This window comes from Aliiglaciecola sp. M165 (assembly GCF_007197995.1).
GTDB lineage: Bacteria > Pseudomonadota > Gammaproteobacteria > Enterobacterales > Alteromonadaceae > Aliiglaciecola.
The window spans coordinates 173,425-187,108 of the sequence record NZ_VKKH01000006.1; the positions used below are offsets into that span (position 1 = coordinate 173,425).

The 13,684-nt window shown below is 41.0% G+C and carries 18 protein-coding genes and 1 tRNA gene; 6 read left to right on the forward strand and 13 right to left on the reverse strand.

Going from position 1 to position 13,684, the window contains the following annotated elements; all coding sequences use genetic code 11:
- Positions 1–573 precede the first annotated feature (573 nt).
- The 13 genes from FM019_RS12605 to FM019_RS12665 all read right to left on the reverse strand — a co-directional run bounded on the left by FM019_RS12605 (position 574) and on the right by FM019_RS12665 (position 9,260).
- Positions 574–816 (reverse strand): hypothetical protein, encoded by a 243-nt coding sequence (locus tag FM019_RS12605; RefSeq protein WP_143836299.1) that lies wholly within the window; start codon positions 814–816, stop codon positions 574–576.
- 195 nt (positions 817–1,011) lie between these two features.
- A complete protein-coding gene (locus FM019_RS12610) occupies positions 1,012–1,218 on the reverse strand; it encodes a hypothetical protein (protein WP_143836300.1) in 207 nt (68 codons plus the stop codon).
- 51 nt (positions 1,219–1,269) lie between these two features.
- Entirely contained in the window at positions 1,270–1,872 is a 603-nt protein-coding gene (locus FM019_RS12615) for a hypothetical protein (protein WP_143836301.1), read from the reverse strand.
- Between the two features lie 595 nt (positions 1,873–2,467).
- On the reverse strand, positions 2,468–2,893 hold the full coding sequence (locus FM019_RS12620) for a hypothetical protein (protein WP_143836302.1): 426 nt from the start codon (positions 2,891–2,893) through the stop codon (positions 2,468–2,470).
- A gap of 8 nt (positions 2,894–2,901) precedes the next feature.
- Positions 2,902–3,141, reverse strand: coding sequence for a hypothetical protein (locus FM019_RS12625; protein WP_143836303.1), 240 nt, complete (start codon positions 3,139–3,141; stop codon positions 2,902–2,904).
- On the reverse strand, positions 3,138–3,452 hold the full coding sequence (locus FM019_RS12630) for a helix-turn-helix domain-containing protein (RefSeq protein WP_143836304.1): 315 nt from the start codon (positions 3,450–3,452) through the stop codon (positions 3,138–3,140). Before FM019_RS12630 ends, FM019_RS12625 begins: the two co-directional genes overlap by 4 nt.
- Positions 3,453–3,463: 11 nt before the next feature.
- Positions 3,464–3,739, reverse strand: a complete 276-nt coding sequence (locus FM019_RS12635; RefSeq protein ID WP_185969279.1) for a helix-turn-helix transcriptional regulator — start codon at positions 3,737–3,739, stop codon at positions 3,464–3,466.
- 107 nt (positions 3,740–3,846) lie between these two features.
- Positions 3,847–5,148 carry a hypothetical protein gene (locus FM019_RS12640; RefSeq protein ID WP_143836306.1) on the reverse strand — a complete coding sequence of 434 codons (1,302 nt, stop codon included), beginning with the start codon at positions 5,146–5,148 and terminating at the stop codon, positions 3,847–3,849.
- A gap of 89 nt (positions 5,149–5,237) precedes the next feature.
- Entirely contained in the window at positions 5,238–5,663 is a 426-nt protein-coding gene (locus FM019_RS12645; RefSeq protein ID WP_143836307.1) for a hypothetical protein, read from the reverse strand.
- 15 nt (positions 5,664–5,678) lie between these two features.
- Positions 5,679–6,104 (reverse strand): hypothetical protein, encoded by a 426-nt coding sequence (locus tag FM019_RS12650; protein WP_143836308.1) that lies wholly within the window; start codon positions 6,102–6,104, stop codon positions 5,679–5,681.
- A gap of 29 nt (positions 6,105–6,133) precedes the next feature.
- A complete protein-coding gene (locus tag FM019_RS12655) occupies positions 6,134–7,381 on the reverse strand; it encodes an integrase domain-containing protein (protein ID WP_143836309.1) in 1,248 nt (415 codons plus the stop codon).
- Positions 7,382–7,554: 173 nt separating this feature from the next.
- A tRNA-Ile gene (locus FM019_RS12660) sits at positions 7,555–7,631 on the reverse strand.
- 201 nt (positions 7,632–7,832) lie between these two features.
- On the reverse strand, positions 7,833–9,260 hold the full coding sequence (locus tag FM019_RS12665; protein WP_143836310.1) for a DUF945 family protein: 1,428 nt from the start codon (positions 9,258–9,260) through the stop codon (positions 7,833–7,835).
- A 313-nt stretch (positions 9,261–9,573) separates the two neighbouring features.
- Between FM019_RS12665 and FM019_RS12670 the strand changes: the two genes are divergently transcribed.
- The 6 genes from FM019_RS12670 (at position 9,574) to FM019_RS12695 (ending at position 13,625) form a co-directional block, all read left to right on the forward strand.
- Positions 9,574–9,903, forward strand: a complete 330-nt coding sequence (locus FM019_RS12670) for a hypothetical protein (RefSeq protein ID WP_143836311.1) — start codon at positions 9,574–9,576, stop codon at positions 9,901–9,903.
- 284 nt (positions 9,904–10,187) lie between these two features.
- Positions 10,188–10,535, forward strand: a complete 348-nt coding sequence (locus tag FM019_RS12675; RefSeq protein WP_143836312.1) for a DUF3718 domain-containing protein — start codon at positions 10,188–10,190, stop codon at positions 10,533–10,535.
- Between the two features lie 294 nt (positions 10,536–10,829).
- Positions 10,830–11,186 (forward strand): CidA/LrgA family protein, encoded by a 357-nt coding sequence (locus FM019_RS12680; RefSeq protein ID WP_143836313.1) that lies wholly within the window; start codon positions 10,830–10,832, stop codon positions 11,184–11,186.
- Positions 11,176–11,880 (forward strand): LrgB family protein, encoded by a 705-nt coding sequence (locus FM019_RS12685; RefSeq protein WP_143836314.1) that lies wholly within the window; start codon positions 11,176–11,178, stop codon positions 11,878–11,880. Before FM019_RS12680 ends, FM019_RS12685 begins: the two co-directional genes overlap by 11 nt.
- Before the next feature lie 261 nt (positions 11,881–12,141).
- Complete coding sequence (locus tag FM019_RS12690) at positions 12,142–13,137, forward strand: response regulator (RefSeq protein WP_143836315.1); 996 nt, start codon at positions 12,142–12,144, stop codon at positions 13,135–13,137.
- A 2-nt stretch (positions 13,138–13,139) separates the two neighbouring features.
- A complete protein-coding gene (locus FM019_RS12695) occupies positions 13,140–13,625 on the forward strand; it encodes a PAS domain-containing protein (RefSeq protein WP_143836316.1) in 486 nt (161 codons plus the stop codon).
- Positions 13,626–13,684: the final 59 nt, after the last annotated feature.

The window sequence follows — 13,684 nt, forward strand, 5'->3', positions numbered from 1 at the left end:
ATTAGATGTTCAAATATTTTTTGAGGCAGTTTTAGGGGAAAAATCGCAAATAAGATTGAAACACCCGCTTCAAGCCTATTTCAAAAGAATGTAAGCCCATACTGAGTAATAGACGACTGACAACACTGACAAAAAATTGTTTGATCCAAATCGCCCTTTACTCATCGAACCTATCAATGTGTATAGCTGTATGTCAGGAGAAATGTTCCATTCAAGCTCTATTTTCCTCATAACATTGCGAGCAATTGAAGTGCTATTCCCATATAGACGATACATGTACAAAACTGTTAACCAAAGACTAATTGAGAACAAAAGAAGAGGGAATTTGTACTCTTTGTAGTCTGGATGGGAAGCAAGAACTAAGCAGGTTCCTGCCAATGGCCAGATTATACTTATTATCATCCAAACAACTCGATTAGCCACATTAATCCATTCTGAAGCTTTAGAGTAAACCTCTTTTAGAGCCTCAAAATCATTATGATTATTACTTTCTTTATATTCACTCAATTGAAATAGCTCCCTCTAAAATAGTGACTTTCAAATCGAAAATACTGAAATGAACGTTTTGAAAGATTATAACTCATAGTTTCGTCTTGCAACTCCATGCAGCCCCACATAGCCCATTCTATTTAAAAACATGCAGAGCCTAGGCATTGTCCATTCGTTGCCCCAGGCCGTTCTGAGGCCGCGAGAATGCATATGTTTAAGTACCGTTACGTAGGTTGGTGTGTGCCAAGGACGCTCGCGCATTTCTACTATCTCAATAACGGCTTTTAATGTTGCTTGTCGATGTTGTCTAAATTCATCTCTAGTCATTTTTTGCCCAGCGTATGACCTGGAAATAATCATGATTGCCGTACCATACTTACAGAGTAAGAAAACTCACGTTCGTTACAATTGCTGGTGGACTAAGTAATTCCGACCTTTCAGCCATTTTATTGCATCAGGAGCTTGCTATTTATTGACCAAAAAGTGGGGTCTCATAACGATGTCCGAAAAATCGCGATTGATTCAATCAAACATTCTTCTATATCTGTCCACCAGCCTACGAAAAAATGATTGTTCATATTCTTCATCCATCGAACTTGCTCTTGTGATTCTAATGCTCGGATGCAAATCAATTGGTAGTGTGATTTTTGACCCGTTGAGTGTTTCAATGGAGCTTTCGCGGATATCTTTTGAGATTTGGTTTGTTTGAGATTCTTTGCTTTCAATCATCCTCAAAGCCTTTTTAAAATTAAAATGTTCTCAATTGAATTAACTTTATTGCTATCCAATTTCCTTCATTAACAAGTCGAGCATAGCATCCTCTTTTTCTGCCCCTTTGAATTTTAAGTCGAAGTACGTTTTATATCGCATAAATTTGGGCTTGTGTAAGCTTCTCACCCCATCGAATGGACTTAGTGATGCAGAAGGTGCCAATCTATGCTGGTAGCGCCTGAGAGATCTTATAGAACGATCTAGCTTACTCTCATTAACGGAAGGGTGAACCAATCCGAGACAATGGCGACAACGGAAATATTTTCCAGCGTAAAGCAGTAACACATTTTTGCGGCAATCAGGACAATCGAAGTAATAGCGTTCACCACCAAAATTGCAAGACTTCTTATTGATAGGGATGTAATCAACAATTTCTATTGGTTCACCATTGCTAGGAGTAAATGTGTATCGCAACTTTAAACAATCTTTTTCTGCTGCCATTAGAATTTGAGCTTGTTCGTTGCCGCTAACATTCCAACTGTAGGTCATGTAATGTTTCGAATGTAACCACGGAGTTTTGCCAATCACGCGCATGTCTAAAGCCAAATAATCTGTCGTCAAATTCGTTTTTGTATAGTATCTGCAGTAACTTCCCGATCCGCGACCACCCATTTGTGCCTCCAATTGTTTTTAACCCAAATCTACAGGCTAAACTAGGTTTTAAATGTCCTTAACGGTGTCGGAAAACTCAAGACTGCAGCTTCCTCTATGGACTCCGAAAACCTCAATTTACTAGCCTGCATCTCGCGTACTGCTCCGAAATCTACTCTTACCTTGTTGCGATCTTGTTGTTATTTCCTAAAAATAAAGCTTACCGCAATCTCACCGTTTTCCTAATTCAACCTTGCCCTAATCTTGCCCTTGTTAATCTCTAGTTCTCGCCCTAATCTCGCCCTTTTAATCGTTCTCTTTTTCAGCCCAAATTTTTGTCTTTGCGATTTGTTCCATGTTTTTCTGATGATTCGCTCAATATTCTTAAAAAACTATCGCATTCTAAAACTGCATCTTTTTACTTAGGGTATGGTTATATATATAGGACACCAAAAAATAAGGGTAGGGCTGAAGTGTTCACTAACCTTAAAAGCCAATAAAATTAACAAAACGCATTTTTACCTACCCTTAAAAAATGGTGTTGTCAGAGAGTCCAGCCCTTAAAAAATGGTGTCGAAATGCCGTTTCAACCCTTAAAAAATGGGGTAGTGAAAATTTAAGCAGCATGTTTTTTTCCAACAACTTTTAATTCGACGCTGAATGCTCTTATTGGAACTACAGTGGATTTAATTTCCATATCAAACCCTGCAATATCATCTATCGGTTGCCAAGTTATTGCGTAATAGTTTGGTAGGCGTTTGCCAGCGCCATACAGACCATGTTTAGTTTTCACGATCAGGTTGGCACCAATCAGCTCACCGATGTTGTTTCTCAACGTTGTATCGCTGCTCCAGCCTCGTTCTTTTAGTTGGCTATGGACAGCACATAACTTGCCGTTATTGTTTCCCCTATACTGCAAAGCAAACTCGAATAGCAAAGCCTTGGCACTGAAACTACGTTCGTAGTAATCGGGGTGATTCATCACGACATCAGGGACGCCAGCAAAGCGTCCCTTATTCTTCTTGTGCTTGATTCTGGCCATATTTGAGCCTATCGGCCACTAACCGCATCATTGACGACGTAAAGCCTTGCAACAGCTTCTGAGATCGTTTTGCCATTTGTGCTTAGTTCTTCAAGTAAGTCACAAACAACGCTCACAGAGTCGCAAAGATCGCTTTTAAGGCATTCGTCATTTCCACCAGCAATAACAACTAAATTACCGATTGCTTTTGCTTGCTCTAATCGTTTTTGATGGCGATCTAAGACTGGGAGTAATTCACACTTTTTCATGCTGCATCCTCCAAACCCGTTATTTTCCCGTTATTTTGCGGCCTCACTCTCAAAATGTATCTAGCAATTCCTCTGTGAAGTTTGCCGTCCTGTGTTCTTACATCCTCTCGAATTGATAAAATATCGTAGCCTCTTTGCCTCAATTCTAGAATGCGCGGAGCTGGGCTGATAAACCCTTTTTCACGAAACTCTAGCGTGTTAATTGAAACACTTTTTTCGAGAAGTGCTAACATTTGAAGGCGCTGTGCATGAGCGCTTGTGTCTTTGCTATTTAAAGGGCTTCTTGCGTTGCTGTTAGAAGTCTTTTTCATTTCTAAGCCTCCTATGCTGCAATTGACGAAACAAAAGCGTCGGCAGCTTGCTTTCGCTTTTCAATCAAAGAGACTACTAACGATTTGATTTCTTTGTCGGAGTAACCCGCCGCCATTGCAGACAATACGCCCTTAATTTCGTGCTCGTAGTAACCGACTGCACGCCCTCCAAGAGAAAATGGAGGGGGCATTAGTTGATTTTGCACTCGCCTATAAATGCAAGTCTTTGATAGGTTGCTCAGGGACATGACGTCACAGAGCTTGATGATTTTAATTTGTCGTTCCATAAAGTTCACCTTTGTTTCATGTTGATTCAAGTGAACATTCATAGATTTTCAGGATTTAGTCATTGCAATTGCAATAAAAAACTAAAAACTATAATTCGTGAATTACATTATTTTTTGTCTTCTAATTTTCTCTCTGCCTGCGCTAAAAAGTTATGAAGGTTTGTCTCACCTACACCGTGAAGATTTGGATATTTTTCTAGTATCTCAAGTACAAGATGGTTTTTGTTTCTATACCCAGGGCTTTCCCTCAAACGCTCATACAAAATTCCCATAGTCAGCCAAGCACCTTTAGTTAGGGCTGGCTCAGAGTTGTGATCACTATCATTTTTAGTTTTCTTTAGAATTTCCATTTCGTATCTGCGAACTTCTCTACACGAGACAACTAAATGCTGTATTTCTAGGTTCCAACCGTTAGGTGGGGACAAGTCAACTCTAAAACCTGCCGCTCTTGCACTAACTTGTGCGGTTTTACCCTTATAAACGACACGCTTATATGTGTCTCGATCAATTGCGGCGAGTTCGGCCAAGGGTGATGAGTTGTCTAGTGGACTCAATAAGTAAGGAAACTCAAATCCATCTCTGTAGCCATTTTCTTGTATATGAATCGTGTCTAACTTAAAGTTGATAAGAGGGGAGACCGTGTCATATCTGCCCGAACCGAAATAGTACCTTGTTTTTCCCTCATTGATAGCACTGCAATTGATACATATTTCCAAATTACCTATTTCTGCTTCATGTCTTATGTCATTTTGATTAAGCCCAAACTTTTTCCATCGTTCAATTAAGCTTTCGATATCAAACCACAATTTTCCATCTAGGGGGAGTTCTTGCTGCTGTTCACGTTCCACATCTATTTTAAGAGGAAAATATTTCTCTATAATAGGTGGCGTAACCCCTAGCCCTATTATGACTGCCTCTAAACCACTTTTACCGAAGCAATCGTGAACAACCTGAATAAAATCTATAAATTCTTCTGAGTCGAGATTAAATTGCTCCGGCAAACAATGCAGAGTGTGAATCAACCAGGTGCCCGCTTCCGTTGATGTCAATACTCCGAAGTCACCCGATTTAGAAACGCCTCTTACTAGCTCATTGAGAAATGTGTTTAAGGTGATTTTGGTTTGTGTACATTTTGAAAGGTTTTCGAACAGTTTGATTTTAAGCTTTTCTATTACGTCATTTTGGCTATCAATTTCGTCATCATTTGCTTCTCCACGAACCATCCTTCTAAACCTATTGTATGCTTCTTCATGATGAGACTTAATCTTGCTTATGTCTGCGGCAGATTCCTTTTCAACCGTGTGCCACTCCATACTCGTGACATCGAGCTTCGCCTCTAAAACCAGAGGCATACATAGTTCTGCAGTGACTAAAACATTTCCATACTCCTCGACAAGATTTATCGCCATAACCGCTCCCTCCACGATACCCTAATAATCACCAAGTCAGGCCAGTAGGGTTCTGGCCTTTCGGGAGCTACCCTAGACTTGGTAAACTCTTAAGCTGCTTTCTTCTTTGGATTTAGCAGCAAATCATCAAAAGCTTCTCCAGCTTTAAACAATGCCGAATGCATTGCAAATAAACTAACTATTTGAGCACCATCCAATTCCGTTTGGTTAGGGACTAAGTCGCTATAATCTTCCATAATCGATTCGACCATTGAGTTTATTTGCCAAAGTGCTTTGTTAGCTCTAAAGAGTTCAGAAAAACCAGCTGATTTAAGCTCGTTTTCATTGAAGATTTTTAGATCCTCAATAAGGCTTTTCATTTTAACTTCTACATGGTGAAACACATTCAATCTATCTTTGATTTCTTTCTGGTTTGAAGTCGTAGATATATACTTTTGACATGTAACAATCGACAATGCCTGCTCAAACAAGCAGTAAACATCGCAAATCCTTGTGTCTAGTTGTATTTGATTCATATCTAGCTCTCCCAGTTAAGCAGCTTTCAAAACGGGCTGGTTTTTACACTCATGAAGTTTCTGCCCAATATCATGAAGATGCAAAAACGCACCTTGCAAGGCTTTGTTCAACATCTCAGATTCTGATATGTCAGACTCGTCAGAGCTTAACCTTAAGTCCAAAGCATATTGCATTGTTTCCCCTAGCTCATGTATCTCTTCGCGTAAGTTTGATATAACTTCAGTTGTGATCTTTGTATAAGGACGTTCGTCCAAATAAAGCATTCGTTTCTTCAATTCCTCGGATAACAAATTGATGTTTTTAACCTTGCGATTAAATTTAATTAGGTCTTTCCTAGTGCTTAAACTGCTAAGCCTCTCAATACATTCGACCATTGCACAGTAGTTTTCATAAGCCAGTGAGATGTCAAATAGCTCTGTATTTAGTTCGAAATTGCTCATAATAAATCCCTCTTTCTGATTTTTGGTGGTTATTGGTTAACAAGCCTCAGGGCTTGCTTTGAGTTTGACAGGCTAACGTTACCTGTCGCGGCATCTTCAATATGTTGTGACCACCAGCACATGAGCTTTCTTCTTCTTTCTAGGTACTCAGCGCGGTTGTAGGCTCGTCTTACTTCGTTTTTATCAACGTGGGCGAGGGCGCTTTCAATCACATCGGGATCGAAGCCTTGTTCATTTAGAGTGGTGCTAGCCAGTGCTCGTAAACCATGTGACACCAATTCACCCGCGAAACCTATGCGTTTCAGTGCCATGTTTGCTGATTGGGTGTTGGCGTGGGAGTGAGCGTTTCTATGACTAGGGAATAAATAGGTTCTGTGGCCACTAATGGGTTTGAGCAGTTCGAGTAAAGATAACATTTGAGGAGTGAGGGGGATTGTATGGGGACGACCCATTTTCATGCGTTCAGCTGGAATAACCCAAACTTGTTTTTCGAAGTCGATTTCTTCCCATTTCGCTTTGGCTGCTTCTGCTGGTCTTGTCATGGTGTGCAATTGCCACTCAACAAGACAACGCGTCACCAACATGATGTTAGCCCTAGCTAAGTTTTGCATAAGCTCTGGCAAGCGATCAGGCGTGATGGTAGCCATATTCTTTTTCTGAGGTGCTGCGAATAGCTTGGTAATGTCTGTGAGGTAATTTACTTCGATAAGACCAGAAGCAAGAGCAATGCGCATGACTTCATTGATAGTCCTGCAAAGCCGCTTAACCGTCTCTCTACTGCCTTTAGCTTCAATTGGCTTGAGTATATCAATGACCATTTTAGGCTTTAGCTGGTGGATAGGTGTTGATTCAATAGCGGGTAGTACGTGTTTGCTCAATATCTGCCAAGACTTATCGGCCGTCTCTTTTTTAACTTCCTTTAGTTTGAGTTGGTACCATTTCTCAGCCACCACACCAAAGGTATTTTCCATCGCTTCTTTTTGTTCTCGTGCGGTTTGTTCTTTGTGGTATTTCGGATCGACATTGTTGGCAAGGAGGGTTCTAGCTGCCTCCTTTTTCCTTCTGGCATCGGCTAGTGAAACATCAGGATAGGAGCCAAAGCCTATATTGGTTCTTTTCTTGGTGTGAGGGTTTGAATAATTGAATAACCAGAACTTATTGCCATTTGGCTTAACTCTCAATGCAAGGCCGCCACCATCTGCCAAGTTATATTCTTTCTCTCGCGGTTTGGCTTGCTTAACTTCTGTGTTAGTTAGAGGTTTGGTGGTGTTCGCCATTGTAACAATTCCGTTCAAAAATAAATCTGATTGTTAAGTTCTATGTTACATAAAAGCGTGGTTGTTACAAAGCGCTAAAGAACCTTACGGAACGGTAAAGTATATCAAGCCCTTGATTTTAAAGGTGTTAAAGTTCGTTAAAGTTTAATTGAGAACGCTATGGAACATAAAAATGGTGGCCCGACCCTGACTTGAACAGGGGACCTGCCGATTATGAGTCGGATGCTCTAACCAACTGAGCTATCGGGCCTTTGAGGAATTTGCCAGAAGCAAAAGAGAGTTCTCTTGCAATCAAGCGGTGCGCAGTATAAGCAGTTTTAACGGCGTTGTCATGTGTTTGTGCAGGCAAAATTTGCGTTTGATGAATTTTTAAACGTAAAAATTGCCATTATCAGTTTCAGACCAATGCACATGTTGCTTTGTGCCTTGGAATTGCGGTTACCTGTACGTTCTAAAATGGCAATGGCATTGGGGTGCCATTTAGTACGGCTTCACCATCTTTAATTGTAAAGTCGACTTTATAAACATCATTTTCTTTTACCAGCATGCCCTGTTGTTCAAGAGTTTGCAGCATAACTGGTAATTGCTGTTCGAGTAGTTGCTCGAGTTGCTCTTGGGTAATCTGAGCCGCGCGTGGGTTAGCCAATATCTGCCGAGTCATATAGTTTTGGGCGATTAGTTTGATAACCGCTTCATCAGCGATTAAATTGCTTTGAGAATCTAGGTGTTCGAGCCAGAATTTAGGGTCTTCCAAGGATTCTGGCAATGCAGTAACGCCGACGAGTGTGCTGTCACTTACCAATGTAAATTGTCCTTCAGGGAGGTTGCCTGAGAGCTCCTTAATATTAAATTCTGGTTGATGACTCAAAAGTTCAAGCATATTACTTTGTATAAAACGTTTGACTTCCATTTGCTGCGTAGCGGGATCGTAACTAGGCAGTTGCTGAGAAAAGTTTTGATAGGCATCGATGAATGGTTTACTAATACTGCTGATCTCTGCATCGAGAAGCAGGTTTTTGGCGCGATACTCAGCTAGTTGAAATTCTTCAATGGAAAAACGTTGAGTAAATGACATTGAATTTTTATCCTGGTTTGTCACCGCAGAAAATAGCCATTCAACATTCTGAAATTCACCACTTTGATTACCCGCTTGTTTAGCTGTTTGTTTATAAGATTGGACAGACATAGCGAGGTGTGAATCCTCTAAGTTACCCTCAAGAATTTGTGTGAAATCACCCTTTAAAAGGGTAACCACTTTAAAGTTGTCCAGATTAATGCTGACTTTGGGCGTGTTTGCTCTAAAAAACGCAATAGAGGCATCATAATTGAAGCCTTCATGACTGCTGTATCCTGTACCCTGGTATCCTGAAAACTCCACTGAAGTATCGGGCACTTCAGTTGATCTAAATGCTGCTACGCTATCGTTTACTGACCAACCACCAAATAGTTCCCAGGTAGTTGTTGACTCATAAAACCCGCGATCATCGTCCCATGTCAAATCATCTCTTAGCTTTTCTCCGTCAACCCTTGCGTCCCAACGCACCCAACCGAAACCTGTTTCAGTAGAAAGGAAAATTGGACCGTGATAAGACGTTACATCAATGACGAATGTAGGATTAGACAGGTTTTCTGGGATATTTGAGTTCCCGTCAATGTCTTGATAGTTAATCGTGAGTTTGTATTGTGCTTGCGAGCTAAACCAACCTGCATCATAACTAAGCACATCAATTGTATAGCCTCTTAAATGACCTGTTTCAATGCGTTCTTTGATGGATTCGACAAAATTGAGTGTGCGATTTTGGGTTTGGCTAGAAATTATTTTTGGCGTGATTAAAACAAATACCAACAACAAAATCGCAGCGATAAAACGCTTTTTCATTATTAACTTCCTTGGCTTGAAGGCTTTTGAACTGAGGTGCGTACTATTCTTTGCGCCTCAGTACTTATAAACGATAGTGAGTATGCCATGATGCGAGACGCAATAAAACGTTGCACATTCAGATGGAGCGCATTGGCTATACGGAATTTTTCTATTTTGCACATATTTTAGATTAATCCTGACAAATGCTAAAAACACTCCGTACAAGTCCCTAAAAATAGGGATGCATCGGCTAAAAAACTTTGTTATCTTCATCAGATACTATCAGCCGTATAACAAAAACAATTGGCATCTTGCCGCTGTGGAGACAAATATGACCGAAAAACCTTTTTTGGTGAGTGGCCGAAATACCATTATTCACAAAATTCGAAAGTATGACTTGTTAGTTTTGAATGGCGAAGACAATCCGCCTATTTTGGTTACGCACAAGGCGCTCAAAGAATATTCGGGGAAAATTCCAGAGAACAAGCGTGAAGCCAAGATGATGGACATGGAGCTTGTCGATGTGACCTCTTCTGATGTGTTTGGTGACGAAAAAACCTTGTTATTTGTGCAAACGATCAATGGCAAAGAATACAAAGTGGACTACAGCAAGTTAGGCACTTCTTTATTCATCAAAATTCACCAAGACAACGCATTCTAGTTTTTATGCCCTGCGAATCAGTTTCCTGTTCGTAGGGCGTATTCAATCTCTTTTAAACGCCCGCACTTCTGCTAAATGTTACAATTCGTATCCTGAATGCGACCAATTACCCTCTGATAAGACTAATAATCCTGCGCTATCGTCGGTTTGTCGCTACGTCGCAAGAGCCTGTATCTTAGCGAAAAACGCTGCTTCTTCTTCACTTCTATCACTAAGGTTTAACCATGTTCGAAAAAACATGAATTCGAATAAAGTTGAATGTTAAGCAAAGGGTGGAATGAAAAATGAAAAATGTAATCAAAGCTTTTAACGTAAAAAATGTATTAGGTGCAGCAGCACTGACATTATTGTTTGTTTCTGTTAGTGCAAGCGCAAATGCTGGAACACGATTGGATAAATCAACAGAAGCTAAATTGGTGAAAATCTGTCATGCCTTAAAAAGTGACAGCAGAATTCGCCTGCATCGCACAGTTAAGCAAAGCCGACTCGGCTACAAGCAAATCGCTGAAGGGTTAAAGTGCAATGGTAAGTCGGCGATGGATTTTGCGCTTTTTAATGACGCAAACAACACCGCTGGCTTCTTGGCCAAAAAAGCAAATATCAAACATGAGGGTATGCTGGCAAAAAGGTAGGAGCGTTTTGGACAACAAACTACCGTTACCATACGTAATGTTGTTTTTTATCCCAGTAGATGGTGATTTCGTCACAAACGTCTGTCAAACCTCTGCGGGACAGCTAGAATCAAAAGTGTCGGAGTAGTGACCCGATGAATACATATTTTATATAAATGTGTATTGTTTCCTGGATTTACTGAGGCTGCTTGTTGCAAAACACAGCCTCTTTTTTATGCCAATTTTTTAGACTTTAATGAAACTAACTACCTAATCACGCTACACTACTTTCATACTTGGATAAAATGGCAGCCTATGAAAACAGTGTATTTTGGCGCAGCACTTATTATGTTGAGCTTATTCTGCCAAACGTTTGGTCAATACCTGGCTTTACCAATTCCCGTATCGTTATTGGGTATGGCAATGTTGCTGATTTTTCTCATCCTACTGCGCCGCGTCCCCGCGGGTTTGTCAAAGGTGACTCAACTGTTACTAGGAAATATGGCGTTGTTTTTTGTACCCATTACGCTTTCTGTGTTTACCATCGATAATGACTTGCTACAACACATCTGGACCATACTGGGCGCATTGTGTGTCAGTACGGTATTAAGCCTGGCTGTTACGGCCTGGGTTGCTCAAATATTATTGTCAGGGAATAGACATGAACATTGATATGTTGGCTGACGTATTATTTTGGACAGGGGCCACGTTAATTGTGTATGCGATCAGCGTTAAGATATGCCAGCTAAGCAAGATATTAGGGTTGTTCCACCCAATCGTTTTTAGCGTAGCAGCGCTTTATGCCTTATTACGATTTACTGAAACCCCGGTTGAGCAATATATTCAAGGAACGAAAGGCTTGTCCTGGTTATTGTTGCCAGCAACTATCGCGCTTGCTGTACCGTTTTACAACCAATTGTCTTTACTAAAACAATTAGGGGCTAAGGTGGTGATCCCTGTTCTCGTGGGTGGAGTGATTGCACCGCTTATTTGTATTGGTATTTTTTATGCTTTTGCAATGGACAACAGCATCATGGCTTCGGTGCTAACCAAGTCAATCACGACTCCTTTGGCGATTGAAACAACGTCGATTATTGGAGGGCAACCGTCTGTTGCAGCCATTATGGTGATTATTACGGGCTTATTTGGCGTGATGGTATGTGGTTTAGTGTTCACTGTTTTGAATATAAAGAACGATGTGTTTAAAGGGCTTGCTTTGGGTACCGCAGCACATGCATTGGGTACTGCCCATGCGGCCAACTTAAGTGACAAGGCCACGGGTTTTGCTACCTTGGCCCTGTGTATCAACGGTATCGTGACGTCGATTTTTCTGACGGTCGGGTATTGGATAACAACTGGCTTATAAATGGGATTTAATCGCCTGCTTGGCGCTTAAATAAAGCTGAAATCTTTTTGGCCGATAACGTAACAGTACGTGGGTCAAGTGAATGTCAATTTATTCAGTAAAATATAAGATTAAACTTGGTATTATCATCAAGAACTGCTATCTATAATGACTCAAGTAAATGAATTTTCTAAAGTTTGTAAGCTTCGAATTCTAACCAGAGTTTAGTAGTGAACACCACAGCAATAGAGTGTTCTTCGTTCTCAACAGTTTTAGGCTTTTATGTTTTCAGTTCTAATATGTGACGACTCCATGGTCGCTCGTAAACAAGTCGCTAAATGCTTACCTCAAGAATGGGAGGTAGCAGTGCATTTTGCTAAACACGGGCAAGAGGCGGTCAAGGCGATCGAAGAGGGTAAGGGGCAATTAATGTTTCTCGACCTCAACATGCCAGTTTTAGACGGTTATGAAACCTTAAAAGCGCTGCAAAAAAAGAAGCTTGAGTCAAAAGTTATTGTCATTTCTGGCGACATTCAACCGACAGCCCATGAAAGAGTAAAAGCCCTGGGCGCATTAGAATTCATTGAAAAACCCGTGAAACCCGAGTTGCTTTACGACGTATTGGTGAAGCATGGGTTTTTGGGAGAAGAGCAACCAGAAGAAGAAATTGAATCGTCGGCATTACCACCCGACATCCGCGATTGTTATCAGGAAATCACCAATATCGCCATGGGCCAAGCGGGCGACCATCTTGCTCGACTATTGAATGTTTTTGTCAAACTTCCGATCCCAAACGTCAATCTAATCGAAGTGTCAGAACTGCATATGATGTTGCAGGACATTCAAGACAAAGACACAGTTTCTGGTATTTGCCAGGGGTTCCTGGGTGCAGGAGTGTCCGGTGAAGCCTTGTTTATTCTTAGTGATTCGAGTTTTGGTGATGTTGCAAAGATCCTCAATATCAATGAGGAAGTCGACGACCAAGTGCAACTTGAAATGCTTATGGACGCGGCCAACATACTAATTGGAACCTGTTTGCGTGGTTTAGCAAATCAATTGGATTTGAATTTTAGTCAAGGACATCCTGTTGTGTTGGGACAACATCGCAGTGTCTCTGAATTAATTTCAAGTAACAAAACTAAGTGGCGACGTACATTGGCAATAGAATTGAGTTATGGTCTTGAAGGTTATAATGTGCAATGTGATCTGGTTCTGCTATTTACTGAAGAGTCCATGAATGTTATGAACTACAAATTGTCGCATTTGCTGGAGGATTAGCCATGACTGATACTGATGATATGGCTGAATTCCATTGGATGATGGACATGGTGCAAACGGTTGACGTGGGCATCGTTGTGCTGAGCAAAGATTTCTCGGTGAAAGTTTGGAATGGCTTCATGGAAAGTCACAGCGGCTTGTTGCCCAGTCAAGTGCATGACAAAAGCCTCTTTGAACTCTATCCGGATATCAATGAAAACTGGTTCCGGCGCAAGTCTCAGCCGGTGTTTGAATTGCGCACCCGTGCGTTCATGACGTGGGAGCAGCGTCCGTTTTTGTTTAAGTTTCCGAATTATCGTCCGATTACCGGCAGTGAAGATTATATGTATCAAAATATCACCCTTTCACCGCTGGCCAGCGCCACGGGCCAAGTCGATAATATTTGCATGATGATCTACGATGTCACAGATGTAGCCGCAAACAAAAAGCAGCTTGAAGCATTGCAAGTCCAAATCAGTGAAGACAACGAGAAAAAAGCCGTAGTTTAAATGTCCAAGTAGAAACTGATGCTTGAATTCGAACGCTGGTACAGAATTTGCTGCTTCTA